The following is a 22609-nucleotide window of genomic DNA, read 5'->3' on the forward strand; positions in this document are numbered from 1 at the left end:
CTGTTACTGACTTAGGCCCTCTTCCAACTTTTCCCTCACTTTCTTAGAGTCGCCTTCCTGAGGCTGGGGTACGTTGGGCGTGTGGTAGTCTTTGGGCTCAAAACTGAGGTCTACTAGGATCGGAAAGTGATCGGAGCCTATGTCGGGCAACCGTTTCAGTTGCACCAGCCCAAAATCATTGGAGTAAAACATATGGTCCAGCGGGTAGCGGAACAACGGAATGTGGGTGCTGTAGGTATTGTACAGTCCCCGGCCCCGGCGCGGATCAACTAGCCCGCTGTAGCGCTGAAAAAGTCGTGAGGTGCGCGACCAGCCCACATCGTTTAGGTCGCCGGTTACCAGTGCCGGGCGTCCCTGCTGGCGAATATGCCGGCCAACCAGCAGCAATTCAGCGTCACGTTCATACGAGCGTGTTCCCGGCTTGGGCGGTGGCGGATGCAAACAGTATAGATCGAAGGTATGCCCGGAAGGTAAGCGGACGGCCGTCCAGATGGAGGGAATATCCTGTTCGACCAGGAAACGTACCTGAGACTCAACCAGCGGTAGCTTCGAATACAGCATCATGCCGTAGGTGTTGCCCAACGGACGTCCCACCCGGTGAGGGAAATCCTTGTGTAAGGGCTTAAGTTGTTCGGCCCACCAATCGTCGGTTTCGTTGACCAGCAGTAAATCGGGCTTCGTCTGACGCACTAAGTCTAAAAACGCCCCCTCCCGGCGATTTTCCTGGCGGATGTTATAAACCAGTATTCTGAACTGGCCTACAGACTGACCCAGGTTGGCAGCATGAGCCTGAACGGGCGTCAATGGCGTGTAGTCGATGACGAAACTGGCTTGATAGACAAAGGCGATCAGCAGTAAACCGGCGAGGATCCAGTTGTGGCGCGGCCTGAAAAAGAGCGTGAGCCCTATGGCTACCAGACACAAAATGCTCACCTGAAGCCGCGTGAAATCGAAGATACGAACCCACCAGTAGCCGGAGGGTATAGCGGTAAGTAAAGTCGCCAACAGGCAGAGGGCCGTCAGGAAAAACGTAAAAGTGCGCATGGAGGGGATAGAATCGTCTGGTAAATAAAAAGGTGTGTAAAATGCTGATATGGTCAGATGCAAAGCCACGTCCTTCTGGGAGATAGCTGGTAAGGAAATAACTGCATACCTTCTGTTAAGGGAGAAGAATCTTTTAAAGTGGGCGGCATTCGTTTATCGTTCGTAGGACATAACCGCGTATCTATATAAATTTTACCGGCTACGGCAAAACCGATGCCTGGTAAGTGTAGCTGCTTTGTAGCTTTAGCTATGTATTATGCCTTATAGGCTTCATCAGCAAAATGACGGCGCTCGAACTCGTTAAGCTCAATAATCTTCCGTTGGTGGGGCAACTCGTCAGCGATGAAATGACGCTTGGGCTACACCGGAGCCGCCGGAACGGGGTAGGCGTAGAATTCGCCCAATACCGCGACTACCGGCCCGGTGACGACCCGAAACGGATTGACTGGAAACGGTTTGCCCAGACAGACAAACACCTGGTGCGCGAGTCGGAAACCGAGAGTAGCCATCAGGTACGTTTGCTGCTTGATCTGTCGGGATCGATGAACTACGCCGAAGGGGCTGTCAGTCGCCTCGACTATGCCAAAGTCTTGCTGGCCTCACTCGCCTACATTGCCAATCGACAGGGCGATCAGCTCAGTTTGTACGGGTTGCAAAACGGAGCTATAGAGCCCCTGGTACCGCCGGGCAAACAGGCGTTTCAGAAAGTGCTGGGTACGTTGGCAAGCGTAAAAGCAGGTGGCGGCTGGGGCGATTCGGTGCCTACACTACCGGGGCAACGGCGCAACCAGACCGAAGTGCTGGTGCTGGTGTCTGACCTGCTTCAACTCAATAACGAATGGCTCACCCTGCTCCGGGCCGCCGCTACGCCCCGCCGACAAGTGTTACTGGTTCAGGTACTTGGGCAACAGGAAGTAACGTTTGATCTGAAGGGGTTCTATCAGTTTCAGGATCTTGAATCGGGGCAAACGGTTGATGTGCAGGCCGAGGCCGTGAAGGCACAGGTACGTACGGCAGCAACGGCTTACTTTCAGACGCTGGAGAACCAATTGCATTTGCCTTATCTGAGCCGGGTACGTGCTTTGCTCACCGATCCGCCGGCCTTGGTGATGCAGGAATTGTTAATGAAATAATAGCTATGCTCTTTCAATATCCATCGCTTCTCTGGGGTATGCTGGCGGTTGCCGTGCCAATTGCACTGCACTTCTGGCATCAGCAACAGGCACAGCCTATGCCCTGGGTCATGTTGCGGTGGCTCGAAACACCCAATCAGCCGCCTAAACGTGGCTTCCGATTCGATAACTTGTTGCTGCTGCTGTTGCGCTGTCTCTTGCTGATTGCGTTGGCCCTGTTATTGGCCCGACCTTTCCTGAAGCCCGATAATCAGGTGCTGGTTGGTCCCAAAATACACCTGGTCGAGCCTAGTCAGGCGGTGGTTGAGGCGCATCGATTTGAACTGGAGCAGGCGCTTACGAAGCAGGAACGGCTGATGTGGGCCACCACGCCGCTGACGCCGCTAACCACCCTGACCGACTTGCCCAACCAGCCGCCCATTAACTCGCTACAATGGCAAACGGCCATCAATGAACTGGCCGAACCTACCGTTCAACTGCATACGTACCTGACCAACAGCCCCGCCTGGGCAATGGCTCCACGCCTTCACGTACCTGCGGGTTTCGTGTTGCATGCCATTGAACGCCCCCTGCAAAAAACACCCCGCCGGGCTATTGCCCTTCCCGCGAACAAACGATTGACGATCGGCCCCGATAACCGATTGGCCGTGGTGGCGGCGGGCTCTGCTTCCAACGAAACAGCGGCGACGGCTCCGCTGCGGGTGCTGCTTGCGTTCCGAAATGCCGACGAACGCACCACGGTTCGGGCGGCCCTGAATGCACTGACTACGGTGTATGGGCTTGATTTTACCGTAGATAATGAACCCGTTGCAGGCGTTACCTACGCCTGGGAATTGACCGACCGCCCTGTGTCTGATCCGAAGCCAGGTACGTTATACACGCTGACAGGGCAATCGGGTAACTCAGACAGGGCTAACGTTGGGTACGTTCCTGAATCGTTGCGGCCCGAAACGAGCGAACTGGTGACGAGCGGGCAACTGCCCGAATGGCTGGCTACGCAATTGCTTACGTATCTGGGTGTGGCCGACGAAGCCGTTTCGTTGCCTCAAAGGCAATTAGCCTCGCTGTTCGTGACCGACCAGACCGCCGAGGCCAACAATGCCGCCACCCATCCGGTACACTGGCTGCAAACCGGTCTGCTGCTTGTATTTTTAATGCTGTTACTTACTGAGCGTTGGCTGGCTAGTCAACGGCAGGCGTGAATAAAGAGTAGAACTGAGCTTCCTGAATAATGCAGTCACTTCATCAACTTATTGGTTCAGTCTCCACCCAGCTTTACACTAACGACTGGCTGAAAAGCCTGTTGGTGGGCGTGTCGGTGGCGTTGTTTGTGGCCTTGTTTCCGGTCAGTATTGGCCTGGTGCTGGGTACGTTGGTAGCGGTAACGTTACTGGCAGGCTGGCAGGTAGGTGCTTTTGCTCCCAAACGTGAAGCTGCCATCGGGTTGTTGCACAAAACCTTGGGGCAGACCGAATACAGTTTGCCGCTATTGACCAAAGAGTCGTTGAATCTGGCCGAACAGCTTCAACTCGAACGTCTGGCCGAGCGGGCTGCCCAAACGCCGCGCCCTGTGGTAGCGTTTCAAAACCTGCGTCCTTATCTGCTGGTGGCACTCGCCTCAGGCCTGGCTTTTGCCCTGGTTCAGTATTGGCCCGAGACCGTTGACAAAGCAGGAAAGGCTGCGCAAATGGCCGATGTGAACCGCCGCGCAACGGGTGCTGTTCCGGTGCTTCCTCCCAAATTTGGGTCAGCGCAACTTACGGTGCAACCACCTGCCTACACGGGGTTGCCCACCCGAACCGGCGCTGACCTGAACGTGACGGCCTACGTTGGGTCCGGCTTGACGTGGCAGGTGACGATGAGCGAGATGAACCGGGTGGTGGTGAAACTGGTGAATAGCCGGGGCGAAGAAATTCCGTTTACCCGTCAGCAAGCCCGGTTTCAGCATCAGGATCGGCTGTTAAGTTCAGGTCTGTACGCGCTGCGAGCCTATTGGAAAACACCTGCCAACCGGGATTCGCTCATCTATCAGTCTGATTTTTACCGGCTCGATGCCCGTCCCGATGTGCCGCCGGTGATTAAACCCACGGCAAAGGAATTGTATCGATTTCATCGGATGGGTGAACCCATGCAAGTGCGCGTCACGGCTCAGATTTCTGACGATTTTCGGGTGCAGCAGGCCTTTATCGTGGCCACACTGGCGCGGGGTTCAGGCGAGAATGTGAAGTTTCGGGAAAGCCGCTTTCCGGTGTCGAACGGTCCGTTTAAAACGGCACAGGCCGGGCATACGCTCGATTTGGCGAAACTGGGTTTTGCCCCCGGCGACGAGCTGTACTACTATTGGGCCGCCATTGATAACCGCCAGCCTGAGCCGCAACTAACCAAATCAGACACTTATTTCGTGGTGTTTAAAGATACTGCCCGCAACGAAGAAGCCGAACTGGCGACGATGGCGGTGAATATTATGCCCGAGTATTTTCGGAGTCAGCGGCAGATCATCATCGACACGGATAAACTGATTGCCAGGCGCAAAAAGATGACTCCCAAAGCCTTTAACGCCGAATCGAACGAAATTGGGTTCGATCAGAAAGTGCTTCGGCTCCGCTACGGACAATATATGGGTGAAGAGTTTGAGAATCAGATTGGTGGCAGCAAACCCCTGGCCGATAACGACGCCAATATGCTCGATGGGTACATGCACAAGCACGACACCGAGCAGGACAAAAGTGGCGAGGCCGCTCCCAAATCATTTGCGTTCAAACTGGCCGAGAAGGCCGAGCAACAGGCGGCGAACAAAGTCGAAGCCGGTCACGATCATGGCGATCATGGACCCAAAGGAGGCGGCGAACAGGATCCGTTGGCTGCCTTGATGGAGCAGTATGTGCACAATCACGACAATGGCGAGGTAAACACCTTCTATGAACAATCGACGCGTAGTTTGCTGAAAATGGCGCTCGAACAGATGTGGCAGTCGGAACTACAGCTTCGGCTGTATGAACCCGAAAAAGCCCGTCCGTATGAAGTGAAGGCCCTCGAATACTTGAAAATTGCGCAACAGAAAGCCCGCGCGTATGCCAAAAAGAGTGGGTATGACCCGCCTCCGTTGAAAGAAAAAGAGACGCGCCTAACCGGTGAACTGGGCGATGCTCCCGAGAAACATCAGTTTGTTCGGAATTATGCCGACGTACCGGTGGCAACGCTTGTGGCCGAGGTGCTGGGGCTGATCGATTTACCTAAGCTGTCGATGGCCCAACGGCAAACCATTACCCGGTTGAGTGCCGCGCTGAGTGGCCCGTTACTCCGAAGTGGTATGCCCAACTGGTCGGTACTAACCGATTTGCAACGGCTGGCATCGGGGCAGCGCTTATCACCGTCGGCCATTGTGCAATTACAAACAAAACTAGCCTTGTTTGCCCCTGCTGCCACTGCGGCGAGCCGCCCCACCCACCTGGCCGACAAACGGCTGGAAGAGGCGTTTCGGCGTAGCCTGAAGTGACGCCAGACAGAATAACATCCCCATCAATGACTATTTCTCCCCTCGACTGGAACGCACCCGACACCTGGTTACTGGCCCTGCTTTTACTCGCCTTGCTTGTTATGCCGTTCTGGCTCATTAGCCGGAAGGCGGGTGTTAGTACAGGTCGAAAAACGGTGCGTCTGGTGTTGCATAGCCTGTTATGGCTGTCGGTGGTGGGGCTGTGGCTTCAACCGCGCTGGCTGCAAACGCTTCCATCTGGTAAACTGTTACTGGCCGCCGACAACGTACCTGCCGATTACGTGCGGTCAACGGCGGCTAGTCTGGGTATTGAAACGGTACTGACGGCGAGTGCTTTTCGGGCAATGAAAACAACCCCGCCGGTTGATCATGTGTGGTTGCTGGGGCAGGATTTTTCGGGTACCGAGCTAGCCCGGTTATCGCGGCAGGTGATAAACTGGAGTCCCTATAACGTACCTGGCCAGTTGCAGCAACTGCGCTGGAAAGGCTTTGTTGGGCAGGGTGAGCAACAAACGGTGACGGGCAAAATAAACACGCCGGAAGGGGGAATGCTTCGCCTCCGATTTGGCCAAAAAACGGTAGATAGCACCCAACTGACGGCCGACAGCCAATCGTTCAACCTGTCGTACTTCGCCTTTGCGCAGGGACGTACCCAACTTACGTTATGGCTCGATAAAACGGTGCTCGACACCATACGCTTCGTGGCTCGCCCCGCCAGTAAGCTGCGCGTCCGGTTTGTGCTCGATGCGCCCGATTTTGAAACCCGCGCTCTGGCCGATTGGCTGGGTCAACAGAGAAACACGGTGGAACTGACCAACCGACTGTCGACGGGCATTGGTAGCGAACTGACCATCAACAAACCAACTTCCGGTGCCTTGCCCGATCTGATAGTGACTGACCCGGCCAACGTAGGGAATGCCCTGGTGAACAAGGCGCTTCTGTCTGGTAAGAGCGTACTCGTGCTGAACCTGAGCCGGCCCGATGTGGAAGTCCCCGCCATAAACCGCGCGTTACGGACGAGTTTTCAGGTACGTCGGATTCCCGGAAAAGACACCATTCGGCTTAGTTCCGACCTGACCGCGTTGCCCTTCCGGTTTCAGCCCCTGTCGGGTACAGTGCCCGTGGCGGGTTACCCGGTGTTGGTACAGCCTGTCAATGGCCGGGTAGCGGTGAGCCTATTAGCTGAAACGTTTCCGATGCGCCTCAGCGGCGATACAACTGCCTACGCCCGGCTCTGGCTTTCGGTGCTGGCGCCGTTGCGGTTGGTGGCTCAGAACAATGTGCAGGTCGACGCTCCCGTGCTGGTAAATCAACCGGCGCATTTTACAATCAACAATCCGACTGCCACACCGACCCGGCTTCGTGTCGGCAGCGATACATTGATGGTGCAGCCCGCCCCCGTGAATACGCGGTCGTATAATGCGCTGGGCCGTTTTGCTACGTCGGGCTGGTTGCCGGTGCAGGACACGCTGGCTGTTTATGCGTACGGTAACCCTGCTGAAGCGTGGCGGGCTGTACCGGCCGATTCGCCTAATAGTGCCGGTATAGCCGCCGTCATGCAGCGTGAAGAGCTAGCCCGCTGGGTACGTGCCCACCGCCGTTTCGATTCGGTACCAAACCAGACCGTTGCTGCCACGGCCCGCACCATCGAAAAAGCCATCCCTGGCTGGGGATGGCTGATTATAGTGGCGTTGCTTTTAACGGCGGTTTGGGTCGAGCCGAAACTGGGCTAGACTCTTCCAATTTAACTTCCAGATCTTGATTGGCAGGGCTTTTGTTTTTGTCCCCAAATAGTATTTAGACATAGACTTAGATATATTTTTCATTGCCTTTTTTCTGGTCATTGGCAACTGATCTTCACGTAGTTTAACCAAAACAGGTTTGTTCGGTGTCGAAAGGCTGGCAACGTACAGTCTCCGTTCGCTATATATCTGCCATCTTTGTAAGATACGTCCGCCGTACAGGTTTATTTTTTCGGCGTATTATCCTACTTTCGGATTAGACCACTTTGTAGTGCAACGTATAAATGATACCGTTCATGCTTGAAAAGTCGCTAGATTACTACATAGAACTATTCCAGAATTTTAAAGTAGATACGGCGGGCCTAGCGAAAAATGGCTTTGTAGCACCACATCAGCCAATCTTAGCACTAAGCTTGATACAAGCGTTTGAACGTCGTTTGTGTACCGATGAGAAAATATACTTGACGCCAGAGCTTGTAGACATTTTTACTACAAACTGGTCATTATTGGTTAATTACGGCAGTTATCATCCATTAATTGCACAGCCATTTTACCATATTAAAAGTAAGATAAATAAGAAGGAAGTAAGGTGGTGGCGTCTGATACCCAACCCTGGTTGTGAAATATGGATTGAGAATGCTGGTTCCATGCATTCATTTCGCAACTTGTCGAATGCTGTCGATTACGCTGAAATTGACTTAGAACTAGCTGTAATTCTGACTATAAAAGAGAACAGAGAAAGCCTGCGAAAAGCTATTCTACAAAAGTATTTTCCTGATGGAGCTGGAGTTGATTTAAAAACTGCTGGAGAATATTTTGATCAAATCAGTAACGAAATCGTAAACGAAGATCCTGCCGCTTACATCGCTAACATTCGTCAGTTAAAAGAACGTATGTCTGCTGATAATAAGCAGCGAGAGTTATTTCAACAAGAGATCTATATTCGGAGTGGTGCTTTTAAACGAGATGTGCCAAAATATTATAATTATACGTGCTGTTTATCAGGGCTAAAAGTTGACGCTACGATCAATGTGTCAATGATTGATGCCTGCCACATCGTTCCATTTAGCAAGAGTTACAACGATACAATCACAAACGGCATCGCGCTGTGTCCAAATTTACACCGTGCGTTTGATCGTGGTTTGATCGCAGTAGATGATAATCTACAAGTAATTGTTAGTGATCGATTTGTGGAGAGTACTAACACAATTTATTCTATAAAACGACTGGCTGGTGTATCTATTTTTCTGCCTAATGAGTCACGTTTTCAACCATCGGTTGAAAATTTTGCTTGGCATAGAAAGCATACGTTTAAGCCCTAAATCTACTTCAAAACGACTTCCGAGATTCGTTTGAAAGATTCCGTTTGCCATTGCCGGTTCACGAATGCTGAAAGTGATGCAGCAGATTGATGATGAGGCCTTACTTTGTGACAAGATCGCTGTTATGGAATCGTCACGTGTGTTGCGCTGTGATAACGATTTACTCAGCGCCGTTTAACAATAAAGAATGTTTGATTAACTTTAATTCTTGGTTCTACCTTGATAGCAATTTTTAAAGACGTTGTTACTCTAATCCTTCTACGTTGTACGCTATCAAGTTGCAGTTCTAAAATCTTTCTTTTGAAATACCGATTTTCGGATGTTTTTACAATGATAGTATCATTAATATTTATTGTGTAATTCTCTAATTCCAGTGCGAGTATAGACTTATCAAAAACGTTTACCACTTTCTCCGCAGCGACTTCATCATAACGAGTAGTAGACTCAATTTTTATTATTTCTTCGTCAAGGCTTCTAAAAATAGCATTACAGTATTCTGAAACAAAGTCTATATAATCTATTAGTATTGAAAGGCTCAGAATATCATTTACAACTTCTGACCCATGTGCAATTTTGTTTCGCTTGTCAACTAAGTCATTAATGACTGCATATAAAGTTTCTGGCCCCAAGTCAGACAAATTTGCTACTTGCAAATAAGCTTTCAAATATGTTGTTAACTCTATATCTTTAATTAGTTTATCGTTTATATTAATGTTGATTCCCTTAATAAGCTCGACAACCTTTACATGTTTTAGATTACCCGACGATAATATAAACGCATCGCTGTTAAAGCTGAAATTTTTCTTATTCTGCAAACACTGATTCAAATTTTTTAATACTGTTTCTTTGTCTAAATGTTGAAATTTGGCAAAGTCACGTGAAGTTATTGAAGATATTAACTTAATTGATAGATCAAAGTGGTTCGCTCTTATTACGTCGCTTATTTCATCGTAACTTAATACTACCGTAGATAAATAAGTCAGAAAGTCTTTTACCCAAATCTCAATATACTTTTCAAGAATCCCATACAAAGAAATGACGATGGCTTTATACTCAAAAATTCGCCTATCTGTTTTAAAGCTGTTATCGTGATCTATCAAAATTTGCAGGCTTTGAAATACGTTCACGGCCTGACTGCTACTTATAGCATCTCCAATCACAGCGTTAGTGTACTCAACATGTTTTAGATATTCGCGTATCTGATTTATTTCAACTCTGAAATCTTCTATAGAAGTACTATACATGTGCAGACAGTACTAAATAAATTGCGAAAGAAATTTATTATAGAAGTTAATTCTTGCTTGAACATCTCTTCGATCGCTATATCTACCATCGAATATGTGTTTTTCGCTGTTTCCCTCGACACTTAGCGCGTCTTTATCAGTGTATATTAACTCTCTTATATCATTTGCTCGTTGAATTATTTTGTCTCCATGTACCAAATTCATGGCGAATGCCTGCATGATAGGGTCGTAAGTTGTTTTACTAGGAGATTTATATCTTAATTTTTTTGTAGGCAGTAAAAATGCGCGCTCTTTAAACACAGAGTAAAGAAGGTCAACTGTATCATTAAAAAGCTTCTCTAAACCTTTTAGTGTTGTATCTGAATATAAATTAGCTTGCTTCAAAAATTCATCAAGAAACTTCTCAACTGTGTATTCTTTCAGCCCTTCAAGATGTCTATATGCAAAAAAGCGTAGGACGAGTTCAACATCTTCCATCTTTCTATATGAAACGTTCTGAAGCAATATTTCCTCTCCTTGCTTTTCCAAAGGCATTTTCCACATTTTCCTGAATAGGTCATTTTTAGATAAGCGAATACATAGTTGGTTAAATTTGCCATTATATAAGGCATTCCTTGTCTCTTGCGGAGTCAACAACTCTCCTCCACTATTTAATCTCTCAAAGACTATCTGCTTTAAAAATTCAGCCTCTTGCTTACTCTTGGCTGTCTCTTGAAGTAGAATAATTGATGATAGATACCTCCTGTCAATACCAGCTCTGACTTGGTTTGGTAACTCACTATACAATCGACCGTTCAATTCATCCCAGTACTGTAAGCCATCTAATCTGAATTTATTTTTATAAAAATCATAAATGGACGTAAGCCTCTGTAAACCATCCATCACTTCATATGAACCAAATTCAGCTTCGTATAAAAAAATTGGTGGTATTGGTACATTCATTATAAATGACTCTATTAACCTTGATTTTTTTATAGTATCCCAACGTTTTCTACGCTGATATTCAGGGTTTCTGTCATATTTTCCGCTATCAAGTAAGCCCTCAATACTAACTAGCGGATAGCGTGCTTGCTCAGTTACAATTCTTATTTCACCTCTTTTGTATTTATCGTTAATTTCATCATCAGAAATTCTCTGTATATTTTTATTAATATCACTCGTTATTTGAAAGGTTTCACCTTCAATATGTTTTGCTTTAATGATTTCTGTAGTCATAATGGTCTCTCTAAATGATCTGAGTATTTTATTCTATTCTGCAGGGTGCTATTGAGTGAATTGGGAAGGATTCAATTTTGGGGGAAGGGTAGGTGGCTTCCAAAATACCGTAACCATGCTTGTATCAACCTTTTGCCGCGATTGCGCAAGATCATAATTCTCCTGCACCGTTAGCCAAAATTCGGGCGACGTATTAGCAAACGCAGTGCCTAAGCGAATAGCCATTTCAGGCGAAACGCTCTGCTTGCCATTAAGTATGGCAGACAATGTTTTGCGCGTTGTACCGATACCCGCTGCAACTTCGGCAACAGTTAGCTTTTTGCTGGTTTCCTCAAAGATGCCTTCAAGGGTTTCGCGGATCAACTCGCCGGGGCAGGCTGGGTCAAATAAAGCCATGATCTGTTTTGCGTACTCAATACTAGGGGAAATAATTCACATTAAAATCGTTTGTGGATACAAAATGTAAATTTTGTTTGAACGGTCGTGGGCAATCTCATACTCAAAAGACGTAACCCCGCACTGACCCATTGCCCCATCGGGACAAAACAGCATCAGCGTCAGTAGAAATGGGGATTGGTTGTGGCGTTTCCCGGCGTGCCGTAGGTACGCAACCTCCGGGTCATTGTCGCGTACCTACGGCACGCCAGAGATGGACGGGGTGATGCTGGTTGCTACCGACGCTGTGCTGTGGCGTACCTGACGGCACGCTGTGGGTGGGGCGTGGGTAATGCCTTTGCTACCGACGCTACGCTGTTGTGTCCCGATGCGACAGCAAGTCGCGTCAGGTACGTTGCACAAAGTAGGTACGGTTTTCGATATCTTGCTGACAGCTAACCGAACAGCGCAATGAACACAGCCCCCAATTTTGAGCAACTGATTGTGGAGGGTATCAAAGGATTGCCTCAACAGTATCTTAGCGAGGTGGCTGATTTTGTCTTGTTTCTCCGTCGTCGGGTGGTCGAGCATCAACCCTACGACGTACATAGCATTCAGCAGGAATTAAGTGGTTTGGATGCTCGCCAGCAGCAACACCTAGAAAACGAGTTTACGGACTTTTACCGGCGATTTCCGAGCGTTTAACTCAATAAACCGCCGGTGCTACGTACCCCTGATACAGTTGTGAAACGGGGAAGATCAAATCCCAATCCTGGCCCCAAACGACATTGCCGTGTTCAATGCGGAAGGGTTTGAAATTGGCTAGCTGATGGTATTTCCCCGTCTGTCTGGTAACGTACCTACGGCACGTTGGCGGCTGTGGTGATTGGGCTTTGCTACCGCCGCTACGCTGTTGTGTCCCGATGGGACACAGAGCTAGGTCAGGTACGTTGCACAAAGTAGGTGCGATTTTCGTTATCTTGCTGTCAGTAAGCACACAGCAACATGGAAGCGACATTTGTCTTGAAACCGGAGGAGTTAACGCCCGAATGGCTGGAACAGTTGAAGAGCCGTTTTGCCAATGACGGTACCATCACGATACAGGCTAGTGGACCTGAAAAAGTAGTATCCGTTGACGAGCAACGTGCTGTTAACCAACGCGCCATACTCAATCGCTTGCGGGAGTCTCAAAAAAAGTACCCACCCAAAACTATAGCCGCCGAGATTGACATCAACAGACTTATTGATGACATGTACTGGCAAGGTAATCATTGATGATTTACATAGACACCGATGTGTTGGTCAACTTCTTTATCGTTCAGAAGAAAGCACCGCACCTTCACCCGATAGCGCAGGAAGTAATGGAACAGGTCACCGATAGGGGCCTGTTTTTTATTTCTACATTGTCGCTAAACGAACTTGGTTTTGCGCTTGCCAAATGTGGTGAAGACCGCGATACAATCACAGAACATCTGTCAGGTTTATATGCCTTTGATCCGGTAAGTGTTGCTATAGATCACCTGAAACGAGCCGTACAAATCGCCTATAAAGTAAGCTTCCACCATACCAGCGACTGTTTACACACCGCAATTGCCGAACAATACTGTGATGAACTAATTACGTTCAACGGGTCAGAATTTAATCTTATACGGCACCATACTAAGTTAAAAATTACTGTGTTACCGGGGAAATAACTAACCCACCAAAGCCCGTAGCTCTTCCACAACACCCTTCACCGCCGCAACTGTGGCGGTAACGTCGGCTTCGGTGTTGAAGCGGCCGAGGCTGAGGCGCAGGCAAGAGAACGCTTCCTGTTCATCGAGGCCCATTGCCAGTAACACATGCGAGGGGTCAATGCTGGCGGCAGTGCAGGCCGAACCGTTGGAGACAGCGATGCCTTCCAGCCCCATAATGAGCGCGTCGGAATCGCAGTTTTCGAACCGGATATTGGTTGTGTTGTAAAGGCGATGTTCCCGGTTGCCGTTGACCGACGTACCTGGAATGGTCAGCAAAGCGGCTTCCAGTTGGTCACGTAACTGGCCAATGCGGTGCGATTCGGATTGGGCGGGGTGTTGCTGACGCGAGGGAGCCGCAAGATTTTGCGGCTCTACAACGATACGGGCTAATTCGGCGGCTTTGCCCATGCCTACAATGCCGGGTACGTTCAGGGTGCCGCTACGCAGGCCGCGCTCGTGACCGCCGCCGTGTAGCAGGGCTTCCAGTTTTACCTTGCGGGGTTGCGATGTACCTACGCTATGCTGACGCACGTATAGGCCGCCAACGCCTTTGGGGCCGTAGAATTTATGAGCTGAGAAAGTTAGTAAATCAATGGCCGCGCCGGGTTGGCCGGTCATATTCACGTCGATGGGTAGTTTACCAACGGCCTGTGTAGCATCGGTCATGAACAGGGCACCAGCTTCGTGGGCTAATCGGGCAATATCGGCGATGGGTTGAATGACGCCCGTTTCGTTGTTTACCCACATCACGGCCACCAGCAGTGTATCGGGCCGAAGTGCCGCTTTCAGGTCGGCTAAGTCCAGTAGCCCCGCGCCGGCGTTCCGGGCTGGTTGAACGGGCAGGTACGTTATGTCATACCCACGTGTTTCCAGGTATTGGCATACGTCGAGAACAGCCTTGTGCTCGGTCTGGACGGTGATAATGTGTCGTTTACTGTCGCCCTGAATCTCGGCTACGCCTTTAATGGCCAGATTAATGGCCTCGGTGGCACCAGACGTAAAGACGAGTTCGTGCGGGTCGCATTGTAACAGATCGGCCACTTGTTGCCGGGCCTTTTTCACCGCTTCGCTGGCGCTTACGCCAAACGGGTGCGTGCTGGCCGCGTTGGCAAAGTTATCGGTCAGGAACGGCATCATCGTTTCCAGAACGCGCGGGTCGAGGCGGGTGGTGGCGTTGTTATCCAGGTAAATCATACTCTAATTTAAACACATTGCCGGGTACGTTGTCATAGCGGGACAAACTAACACGGAAAAGCGAACCATCATCATGGATACCAAAACGGGCCGTTTCCTTCTCGAACGCCCTAACATGGGTTTACCAACCTGGGAGCCGCTTGATTTTGAGCAGTTGCATCAGCGTAAATAGGCTGGTTCACCTACAACACGCGGCTAATGGCTTCGCCAAGCTGCATCAGAGCGGCTACTTCGTCGTCGGTAAAATCGTAGGGGACGGGTTTGGCAATACCCAGGGTGCCGTGCAATTCGCCATCGAGTAGCAGGGGTACGGCAATAGACCCCTCTACTTTCGTATCGCGGGCGGCGGGGCGGGCCACACCCGATTCGTCGGTTTGCAGGTTACAGAGTTGAACGGCTTCGCGGCGTTCGGCGGCAATACCGGCCATGCCTTTACCAATCGGAATCAGGCTGATTTTAGGCAACAGAAAGGCCGGCATACCGGCGTAGGCCACCAGAGTCAGCAACCCCGTTGTGGGATCAAGGCGATGAAGTGTGCCGGCGGTGCAGTCGAAGGTGGCAAGGGTTTGAGTTAGTAGTTCATTCCAGTCTGGTTTAGACGAAGAACTAGCTGGGCTAACCAGGTCAAGCAGGGGTTTTATATCGGTCGTTGTCATTGGTAAGGGCTTTTTTTGCCGTGTGTTGGATAGTCCAGGTACGTTCGGGCCATCAAAGGTAAAACAGGATCATTTGGCTTGATTCGTTTTAAACCATAACCAGGTACGTTGTGTCTCTAATGCGAACCAAACCAACGCATGATTATGAAACCACTCACGTTTTCTATTGATCTCAAATCCGTTATCCTAGGTGGCCTGCTGGCCGGTGGGGTGCTTATGCTGGCCAATTTCAAGCCGTCTGACAAGCAAGAACAGGAGCCGCTGAGCCAGAACTACCGGTATCAGGCCGTAACCGGTGTGCAGGGAACAATTATCCTTGATACCAAAACCGGAAAATTTCTGACTTCTCCCAATAGTCTTTTCAGAGTTAAGTGGGATAAGTGGGACTTTAATGCCATCCAGGCAACCGAAGAGAAAAAGTAGTGGCGGGCAGTGCAATGTGCAGATAGTACCCGTTGATAACAACCCAAACAACAGGGCAGACTGGGCGGTTACGAAAGTGCCTTTTAGTCAATCCAATCGACCTGTGTTATCCGACATAACAATCTCTCCCCCCGCAACGCCTAATAAATGGCTGGTGTTGGCTACGCTCGCTTTCGGTACCTTCATGGCCACGCTCGACAGCAGCATTGTCAACATTGCCCTGCCCACCATCCGGCGTGAACTCAATGCGGGCGACAGCGTGGAATGGGTGGTGCTCAGCTATCTGCTTACCACCACCAGTACGTTGCTCATCATGGGCAAACTGTCTGACTGGCTGGGGCGTCGACCGATGTACATTACGGGCTTTGCCATCTTCGTGCTGGGTTCGCTGTTGTGTGGCTTATCCTGGAGCGTACTATCACTGGTGGGTTTTCGGATTGTTCAAGGCCTGGGCGCATCCATGATTTTCGCCATTGCCCCCGCCATCATTTCCGACACGTTTACGCCCAAAGAGCGTGGGCAGGCGTTGGGCCTGATGGGGGCTGTGGTGGCGGCAGGTGCCAGTACGGGCCCCGTAGTAGGCGGATTGCTGTTGGGGTCGTACGGCTGGTCGAGCATCTTCTTTGTGAACGTACCTATCGGCCTCATCGCCATTTGGCGGGCGTCGGTGGTGTTGCCCCGGAGCCCGAAACTGCCGCGCCAACCCTTTGATCTGGTTGGGGCGGGGCTGTTTCTGGTGGGCGTTACTACCTTGCTGACTGGCCTCGATTTTGGCCCCGAAGCCGAATACGGCTGGCGGCATCCGCTGGTGCTGGGGTTACTGGGTACCGGTTTTGTGTTGCTGGGCCTGTTTTTTTATTGGGAAGGCCGCACGCCGTCGCCGATGTTGAATCTGGGTTTGTTCAAGATTCGGCCCTACACAACGGCTATCGTAGCGGCCTGGCTCGGCTTTATAGCGTCGGGCGGGAACCTGTTTATCATTCCCTTCTTCCTGCAACAACTGCTGGGCTTCACACCCCAAACCGCCGGTCTGGTCTTGCTGGCTGGTCCGCTCACGCTGAGCATTGTGGCCCCGATTGGCGGGTATCTGTCGAGTCGGGTCAGTACGCGCTGGCTGGCCAGTACGGGACTGGTGCTGGCGGCGGCGGGCTACTTTTCGTTCTCATTTCTGGATACTGCCTGGAGTTGGCAGAATGTGGTTTGGCGGAGTGCGCTGGTCAGCATGGGGTTTGCCTTGTTCCAGTCGCCCAACAGTAGCAGCGCCCTCAACGCGTCGCCGGTAGCTCTGCGCGGGGTGGCCAGTAGCGTTATTGCGTTTATGCGCAACATGGGTCTGGTGGTTGGCATCGCCTTGTCGGCGGCGGTCTGGTATAGCGTTCGGAACTACTACGCCCAAACATACAGTGTTGATCCGTCGAGCCCGATGGCGCAACTGACCGGAATGCGGTTCGTGTATTGGGTCATGACCGGCCTTATGCTGACGGCCGCAGCCATTTCCTTTTCGCGTGGAAAAGCCGTCTGTACCCCCGAAGCGACCGACGTACCCGGCGAAGGCGTATCGACACTAGCGGCGTAGTTGGCTCGGGTTTACCACCAACCCCCTGAAGGGGGCTAAAGCTCCGCGTTGGCAAAAAGCAGCGCATTAGCCCCCTTCAGGGGGTTGGTGGTAAACCCGCAAAGAAATCCTGTAAATCATGTAAATCCTGTCGAAACGTTTCTAATCTTGTCGATGCTATTTCTATCGACATGAAACGACTTGCTACCATCGACACCGTTCGAGGGCTGGTCATGGTCATTATGGCGCTGGATCACGTTCGTGACCTGCTTCATAGCCCGGCCCTGACGCAGAACCCCACCGACCTCGCTACTACCACCGCGCCCATTTTCCTGACGCGCCTGATTACGCATCTGTGCGCCCCAACGTTTGTCTTTCTGGCAGGTACGTCGGTGTATTTATCACTTCGAAAAGACGGCGAACTGCATGGCGATGCGCTGAAAAGCAAGAGTCGCTTCCTGCTGAAACGCGGGCTGGTGCTGATTCTGCTGGAAATAACCCTGATCAATTTCGCCTTCTGGACCGATATTCAATTTCGGACTATGATGTTGCAGGTAATCTTCGTGATTGGTATGGGGTTGGTGCTGCTGTCGGGACTAGTCCGGTTTCAGGCGTCTCCACGCGGGGTACGTTCCCTGTTGATTGCCGGGTTGGCCATCGTTTGCCTGCACGACTTGCTGCTGCTCGTACCAACGTTTACCAATCCAGCGGCACGATTGGGCTGGGCGCTGTTGTTCCGAACCGATTTTCTGCCTGTTAGTCCCCGTTTTGCGTTGCTCGTGGCCTATTCTATTGTACCGTGGTTTGGCATTATGCTGGTTGGTTACGGCTGTGGGCCAATGTTCACTAAATCGTTGGCCGATCGAAAATCGAAGCTTCTTAAGGTTGGATTGGGTGCCCTGCTGCTGTTCGTCGCTCTCCGGTTCATCAACGTGTATGGCGATGCGGTCCCGTGGTCGGTACAGAAGAGCGATCTGTTTACTGTTTTATCCTTCCTGAATGTCAGCAAGTACCCGCCATCACTGCTCTACACGGCTTTTACCCTGGGCGTCATGTTTTTGTTGCTGGCAATGGCTGAAGGAGCCACAAATCGGCTAGCCCGAATACTGGCGGTATACGGAAAGGTGCCGCTGTTTTACTACCTCATTCACTGGTATCTGGTGAAAGGGGCCATGACTGTAATGGTATTGTTACAAGGCTATTCGATCAGCGATATGCCGATTGGTACACTAAGTTTTGGTCGGCCAGCCGCGGCGGGGGTTTCGTTGCCAATCGTGTACGTCGTTTGGCTGGCATTGGTCGTCGCTCTCTACCCATTGTGTGCCTGGTACGGCCGCTACAAAGCCGAACACCCGGAGGTGGCGTGGACGAGGTATGTATAGAACGAAGTGGCTGTCAGTTTCTCTGATTGGCTAGCCGTTTGCGCAATAAATCGGGGTGATCGAGCAGATTGATTTCGCCCGTGAGTTGTTCGGGCACCAAACCTACTAAAGAACAGAGCAGGTTGATTGTCTGAAGCGTTTCTACCCTGTGCTGATCATGTTGGGTTCTAAGCACATCGTAGCTTGCCAGCAAACCGGTATGAGCTTCGATCAACCCATCGTACCGGAACAGGATGTCGGCCAATCGGGCCTCTAACTCACTGATTCGTTCTTCTACTGACATGGGAAAAGAAGGTTCGTCAGGTTTAATGCGAACCTGACGAACAAGATAGTAAAAACCACTATCAATCGCCTCCAAAATGAATAGGTGTAAGATGTGCCAGTTCATCCTCGTCAAATAATCGTGAGCGAATCAGAAAGCGGATGCCCATCGGAATTTCGAGGGAAAAACTGGCGCCACGGCCCGGCGTTACGTCTATGGTGAGGTGCGTGTGTTGCCAATACTCAAATTGACTTTCTGCCATCCAGAAGTCGCAGCCCTCTATTTCGCCCAGCCACACGTCTGACTGGCCAACGATGAAATCACCTTTCTCGAAGCACATCGGCGATGATCCATCGCAGCAACCGCCGCTTTGGTGAAACATCAGCTCGCCGTGCCGTGCCTTTAATTTGGCAATCACATCGGAAGCGGCCGGGGTAATATCAATGCGGGAAATGGTCTGGGTTGTCATAACGGGAGGGGTAATGTAACACAGGCTTCAGCCTGTTTATCGACGCGAAAGCAACTGGTTTACTGGCCTGAGCTACCGCGTTGACAAACAGGCTGAAGCCTGTGTTACATTACTTTTTATTCATTAAAAGAAGCCTAACTTCTGCTTACTGTACGAGATCAGCAGATTTTTTACCTGCCGGTAGTGGTTCAACATCATCAGGTGATTTTCGCGGCCAAAACCTGATTTTTTGTAGCCACCGAACGGTGCGTGCGCCGGGTAATCGTGATAGCAGTTCACCCACACACGACCTGCCTGAATCTGCCGGGGAATCGTATACAGCTCGTGCGCATCGCGTGACCAGAAGCCCGCGCCAAGACCGTAAAGCGTGTCATTGGCGATGGCAACCGCTTCGTCGGCGTCTTTGAAGGTCGTTACCGACAACACCGGACCGAAGATCTCTTCCTGGAAAATCCGCATTTTGTTGTGGCCTTTGAAGATCGTTGGCTGAATGTAGAAACCACCCTCAACGCTGTCGGCTGGTCCGCCGCCGGTCAACACTTCGGCACCTTCCTGCTTGCCAATGTCGATATACGACAGAATTTTCTCGTACTGATCGTTGCTCGCCTGTGCGCCCATCATGGTGTCGGCATCCAGTGGGTGACCGAGTTTGATGGCTTTGGTACGGGCAATAACACGTTCGATGAACTTGTCGTAGATGTCTTCATGCACCAGCAACCGCGATGGGCAGGTACAGATTTCACCCTGATTCAGGGCAAACATCACGGCCCCTTCCACACACTTGTCGAAGAAATCATCGTCGGCATCGCCTACCGATTTCATGAAAATGTTGGGCGATTTGCCACCCAGCTCCATCGTTACTGGAATCAGGTTCTCCGACGCGTACTGCATAATCAGGCGACCCGTGGTGGTTTCACCGGTGAAAGCCACTTTGTTGATCCGCTTGTGTTGCGCCAGTGGTTTACCCGCTTCCGGACCAAATCCCTGAATGATGTTGACCACCCCGGCCGGAACGATATCTTCCAGCAATTCAAACAAAATAGTCAGCGACGTAGGCGTTTGCTCGGCGGGTTTAATAACCACGCAGCAGCCAGCGGCCAAAGCAGGAGCCAGTTTCCAGGTCGCCATCAACAGCGGGAAGTTCCAGGGAATGATCTGGCCCACTACGCCAACCGGCTCTTTAATGATCAATGATAAGGTATCGGCATTGAGTTCGGTGGCTGACCCTTCTTCAGCGCGAATGACTCCCGCGAAATACCGGAAGTGATCAACACAAAGGGGTAAGTCAGCGGCCATGGTTTCGCGCAGGGCTTTGCCATTTTCTACGGTTTCAACGCGGGCCAGAAACTCCAGATTTTTTTCGATCACATCGGCAATCTGAAGCAGTACTTTGCTGCGTTCCGTAGCCGAGGTTTTACCCCATGTTTCAAAGGCTTTATGGGCAGCATCAACAGCCAGATCAACGTCGGCGGCTTTTGAGCGGGGCATCTTAGCGATCAGGCTTCCATCAACCGGTGAGGTGTTCTCGAAATATTCACCATCAACGGGTGGTACCCACTTGCCGCCGATAAAATTGTCGTAGTGTGACCGGAATTTGGGCCGATTAACGTGAGTTTCTACTTGTTCTAGGGTTTCCATTGTAAACGATATTAGTAGGTCATAATTGAATCGTCACAAAGTTTGTCTGAATTGTGCAAGAATAGTTGAGCGATTGTATCGACTGCATGCACAATCCTATCAATGTTTGCCCGTCGGTCAGGAAGCAGTCAGCGTATCGATGGATAAGGCCAGATTTGGCGACTGTTGTAGAGTCTGATAGATGACCGAATAGCGCTTTGTGAGCAAAATCAGCTTGTCGATCTGCTGAGGGCTGGCATCGGTATCGAGTTCAACCAGGAGCCGAATGGCCCGAAAGCCAACTAGTGCGTCATTATGAACCCCCAACGTACCCCGAAAATCCAGATCACCTTCGGCCCGGATAACGCCATAGTCGACCGTGATGCCTATCGTTGTTGCCACGGATTTAAGGGTCACTCCCGCGCAGGCTACCAGTGCTTCGAGAAGCATATCGCCCGCGCAGGCCAACTGACCGGTGCCGCCGGTAGCCGGATGTAGCCCGGCTTCAATGCTAGCGCGGCCATTGGCTACACTACAGGCTACTTTATCGCCCAGTGTGCCTTCGGCCAGCAAGGTTACCATAGCTGCTTCGGGTTGCTGCTGATAGTGTTGTTTAAGGGGTGCCTGGGCGGCTTGCAGGTTGCTGGCGGTCATGGGTTGGGCGAGGTTAAACCACCGTAAGTAGAAAGTGCTACTACATTACTGATAAAAAATATAATAATAATGCTAAGGTGAAACACGCAAACCCCTATATTTCAAGTTGTCTATAGAGGAGTGCTCAGTCTTAGCTGAGTTAGTAAACGAATATCTATGAAAAGCGCATTAATAGCCCCGTTCGATATTAACCGTCACTTGCACGCCCGTCGTCTTGAGCAGGAAGTAGAGAACCGGACCGCTTACACTATAGATACCGCCGAATTAAATATTTACGAAACACATCACGTCGCCGAGAAAATCGAACTAACGTTCAATACGCCGGTACTGGCCAGTATGATTCGTGGCAAAAAGGTGATGCACCTGGATGGAACCCCATCGTTCGATTTTTTGCCCGGCGAATCGGTCATTGTTCCCGGTCAGGAAACGATGCGGATTGATTTTCCTGAAGCGCGGCAAAACAACCCGACACAATGTTTGGCCCTGGCTATTGCCCCCGATAAAGTAAAGGAGGTAACAGATATGCTGAATGACCGGACTCCCCTTATCGACAATGCGCAGGGCTGGCAGTTTGGGCAGCGCAATTTCTTTCTGACCAATGATGAGCCTATCCATCAGCTCATTGCCCGCCTGATCTACATTTTCACGGAAGACAATAAGGCCAAAGAGGTGTTTGCCAATTTTGTGTTGCAGGAACTGGTGGTCAGGCTGATGCAAACGCAGGCGCGTACGCTACTGCTTGGGCCAGATACCACGTCGGCCAGCGTGAACCGGCTGTCGTACGTGGCGCAGTACATCAATAAACACCTGAACCGGGTGCTGCACATCAAGGAACTGGCCGATCAGGCCTGCATGAGCGAGCCGAACTTCTACCGGATCTTTAAGCAGACCTTCGGCATGACCCCGGTCGATTACATCAATCAACAACGGATTGCGATGGCTTCCAAGTTGTTGCGCACCACAAACCGCTGCCTTGCCGACATCAGTCTGGAGTGTGGTTTCAATAACCTGACCTATTTCATGAAACTGTTCCGGCGCGAAATAGGTACGTCGCCTTCACAATACCGCAAACAGATACCGCTGGCGTAAC

The 22609-nt window shown here is 50.7% G+C and carries 22 protein-coding genes; 12 read left to right on the forward strand and 10 right to left on the reverse strand.

Translation table 11 applies throughout. The features are described 5' to 3' along the window. Positions 1-3: 3 nt before the first annotated feature. Positions 4-1044 carry an endonuclease/exonuclease/phosphatase family protein gene (locus ACAW87_RS08170; RefSeq protein ID WP_370722883.1) on the reverse strand — a complete coding sequence of 347 codons (1041 nt, stop codon included), beginning with the start codon at positions 1042-1044 and terminating at the stop codon, positions 4-6. Positions 1045-1325: 281 nt separating this feature from the next. Here ACAW87_RS08170 and ACAW87_RS08175 point away from each other — a divergent pair, with 281 nt between their 5' ends. From ACAW87_RS08175 to ACAW87_RS08195, 5 genes are all read left to right on the forward strand, one after another. Continuing rightward, positions 1326-2177 (forward strand): DUF58 domain-containing protein, encoded by an 852-nt coding sequence (locus ACAW87_RS08175; protein WP_370722884.1) that lies wholly within the window; start codon positions 1326-1328, stop codon positions 2175-2177. 5 nt (positions 2178-2182) lie between these two features. Then, complete coding sequence (locus tag ACAW87_RS08180) at positions 2183-3379, forward strand: BatA domain-containing protein (RefSeq protein ID WP_370722885.1); 1197 nt, start codon at positions 2183-2185, stop codon at positions 3377-3379. 29 nt (positions 3380-3408) lie between these two features. Beyond that, a complete protein-coding gene (locus ACAW87_RS08185; RefSeq protein WP_370722886.1) occupies positions 3409-5673 on the forward strand; it encodes a hypothetical protein in 2265 nt (754 codons plus the stop codon). Positions 5674-5699: 26 nt separating this feature from the next. Continuing rightward, positions 5700-7406 carry a hypothetical protein gene (locus ACAW87_RS08190; RefSeq protein ID WP_370722887.1) on the forward strand — a complete coding sequence of 569 codons (1707 nt, stop codon included), beginning with the start codon at positions 5700-5702 and terminating at the stop codon, positions 7404-7406. A gap of 305 nt (positions 7407-7711) precedes the next feature. Beyond that, positions 7712-8737, forward strand: coding sequence for an HNH endonuclease (locus ACAW87_RS08195; protein ID WP_370722888.1), 1026 nt, complete (start codon positions 7712-7714; stop codon positions 8735-8737). Positions 8738-8901: 164 nt separating this feature from the next. Here the strand turns inward: ACAW87_RS08195 and ACAW87_RS08200 are convergent, their stop codons facing one another. The 3 genes from ACAW87_RS08200 to ACAW87_RS08210 are packed head-to-tail and all read right to left on the reverse strand — an operon-like array spanning position 8902 to position 11592. After that, entirely contained in the window at positions 8902-9981 is a 1080-nt protein-coding gene (locus ACAW87_RS08200) for an MAE_28990/MAE_18760 family HEPN-like nuclease (protein ID WP_370722889.1), read from the reverse strand. 12 nt (positions 9982-9993) lie between these two features. Then, positions 9994-11196 carry a GmrSD restriction endonuclease domain-containing protein gene (locus ACAW87_RS08205; RefSeq protein ID WP_370722890.1) on the reverse strand — a complete coding sequence of 401 codons (1203 nt, stop codon included), beginning with the start codon at positions 11194-11196 and terminating at the stop codon, positions 9994-9996. Between the two features lie 48 nt (positions 11197-11244). Further along, the gene (locus ACAW87_RS08210; protein ID WP_370722891.1) at positions 11245-11592 is read right to left on the reverse strand and encodes a HigA family addiction module antitoxin; all 348 of its coding nucleotides are present in this window, start codon (positions 11590-11592) and stop codon (positions 11245-11247) included. 450 nt (positions 11593-12042) lie between these two features. Between ACAW87_RS08210 and ACAW87_RS08215 the strand changes: the two genes are divergently transcribed. The 3 genes from ACAW87_RS08215 to ACAW87_RS08225 all read left to right on the forward strand — a co-directional run bounded on the left by ACAW87_RS08215 (position 12043) and on the right by ACAW87_RS08225 (position 13265). Further along, the gene (locus tag ACAW87_RS08215) at positions 12043-12276 is read left to right on the forward strand and encodes a hypothetical protein (RefSeq protein WP_370722892.1); all 234 of its coding nucleotides are present in this window, start codon (positions 12043-12045) and stop codon (positions 12274-12276) included. A gap of 300 nt (positions 12277-12576) precedes the next feature. Continuing rightward, positions 12577-12846, forward strand: coding sequence for a hypothetical protein (locus ACAW87_RS08220; RefSeq protein ID WP_370722893.1), 270 nt, complete (start codon positions 12577-12579; stop codon positions 12844-12846). Then, entirely contained in the window at positions 12846-13265 is a 420-nt protein-coding gene (locus ACAW87_RS08225; protein ID WP_370722894.1) for a PIN domain-containing protein, read from the forward strand. The genes ACAW87_RS08220 and ACAW87_RS08225 overlap by 1 nt, the downstream gene beginning before the upstream one ends. Here the strand turns inward: ACAW87_RS08225 and ACAW87_RS08230 are convergent, their stop codons facing one another. Both ACAW87_RS08230 and ACAW87_RS08235 read right to left on the reverse strand, forming a co-directional pair. Beyond that, on the reverse strand, positions 13266-14501 hold the full coding sequence (locus ACAW87_RS08230; RefSeq protein ID WP_370722895.1) for a cysteine desulfurase family protein: 1236 nt from the start codon (positions 14499-14501) through the stop codon (positions 13266-13268). A 182-nt stretch (positions 14502-14683) separates the two neighbouring features. Further along, the gene (locus ACAW87_RS08235; RefSeq protein ID WP_370722896.1) at positions 14684-15157 is read right to left on the reverse strand and encodes a GAF domain-containing protein; all 474 of its coding nucleotides are present in this window, start codon (positions 15155-15157) and stop codon (positions 14684-14686) included. 144 nt (positions 15158-15301) lie between these two features. Here ACAW87_RS08235 and ACAW87_RS08240 point away from each other — a divergent pair, with 144 nt between their 5' ends. The 3 genes from ACAW87_RS08240 to ACAW87_RS08250 all read left to right on the forward strand — a co-directional run bounded on the left by ACAW87_RS08240 (position 15302) and on the right by ACAW87_RS08250 (position 18517). Further along, on the forward strand, positions 15302-15580 hold the full coding sequence (locus tag ACAW87_RS08240; RefSeq protein ID WP_370722897.1) for a hypothetical protein: 279 nt from the start codon (positions 15302-15304) through the stop codon (positions 15578-15580). A gap of 103 nt (positions 15581-15683) precedes the next feature. Continuing rightward, on the forward strand, positions 15684-17156 hold the full coding sequence (locus ACAW87_RS08245; protein ID WP_370722898.1) for an MFS transporter: 1473 nt from the start codon (positions 15684-15686) through the stop codon (positions 17154-17156). A gap of 170 nt (positions 17157-17326) precedes the next feature. Continuing rightward, the gene (locus ACAW87_RS08250; protein WP_370722899.1) at positions 17327-18517 is read left to right on the forward strand and encodes an acetyltransferase domain-containing protein; all 1191 of its coding nucleotides are present in this window, start codon (positions 17327-17329) and stop codon (positions 18515-18517) included. Positions 18518-18530: 13 nt separating this feature from the next. Here the strand turns inward: ACAW87_RS08250 and ACAW87_RS08255 are convergent, their stop codons facing one another. The 4 genes from ACAW87_RS08255 to ACAW87_RS08270 form a co-directional block, all read right to left on the reverse strand. Further along, a complete protein-coding gene (locus tag ACAW87_RS08255) occupies positions 18531-18800 on the reverse strand; it encodes a hypothetical protein (protein ID WP_370722900.1) in 270 nt (89 codons plus the stop codon). Positions 18801-18861: 61 nt separating this feature from the next. After that, on the reverse strand, positions 18862-19248 hold the full coding sequence (locus ACAW87_RS08260) for a DUF779 domain-containing protein (protein ID WP_370722901.1): 387 nt from the start codon (positions 19246-19248) through the stop codon (positions 18862-18864). A 123-nt stretch (positions 19249-19371) separates the two neighbouring features. Then, positions 19372-20886 carry an aldehyde dehydrogenase family protein gene (locus ACAW87_RS08265; protein ID WP_370722902.1) on the reverse strand — a complete coding sequence of 505 codons (1515 nt, stop codon included), beginning with the start codon at positions 20884-20886 and terminating at the stop codon, positions 19372-19374. Positions 20887-21003: 117 nt separating this feature from the next. Continuing rightward, complete coding sequence (locus ACAW87_RS08270) at positions 21004-21519, reverse strand: OsmC family protein (RefSeq protein WP_370722903.1); 516 nt, start codon at positions 21517-21519, stop codon at positions 21004-21006. A 156-nt stretch (positions 21520-21675) separates the two neighbouring features. Between ACAW87_RS08270 and ACAW87_RS08275 the strand changes: the two genes are divergently transcribed. Continuing rightward, positions 21676-22608, forward strand: coding sequence for an AraC family transcriptional regulator (locus ACAW87_RS08275; RefSeq protein WP_370722904.1), 933 nt, complete (start codon positions 21676-21678; stop codon positions 22606-22608). The last annotated feature ends 1 nt before the right edge of the window (position 22609 follow it).

Source organism: Fibrella aquatica, assembly GCF_041321135.1.
GTDB lineage: Bacteria > Bacteroidota > Bacteroidia > Cytophagales > Spirosomataceae > Fibrella > Fibrella aquatica.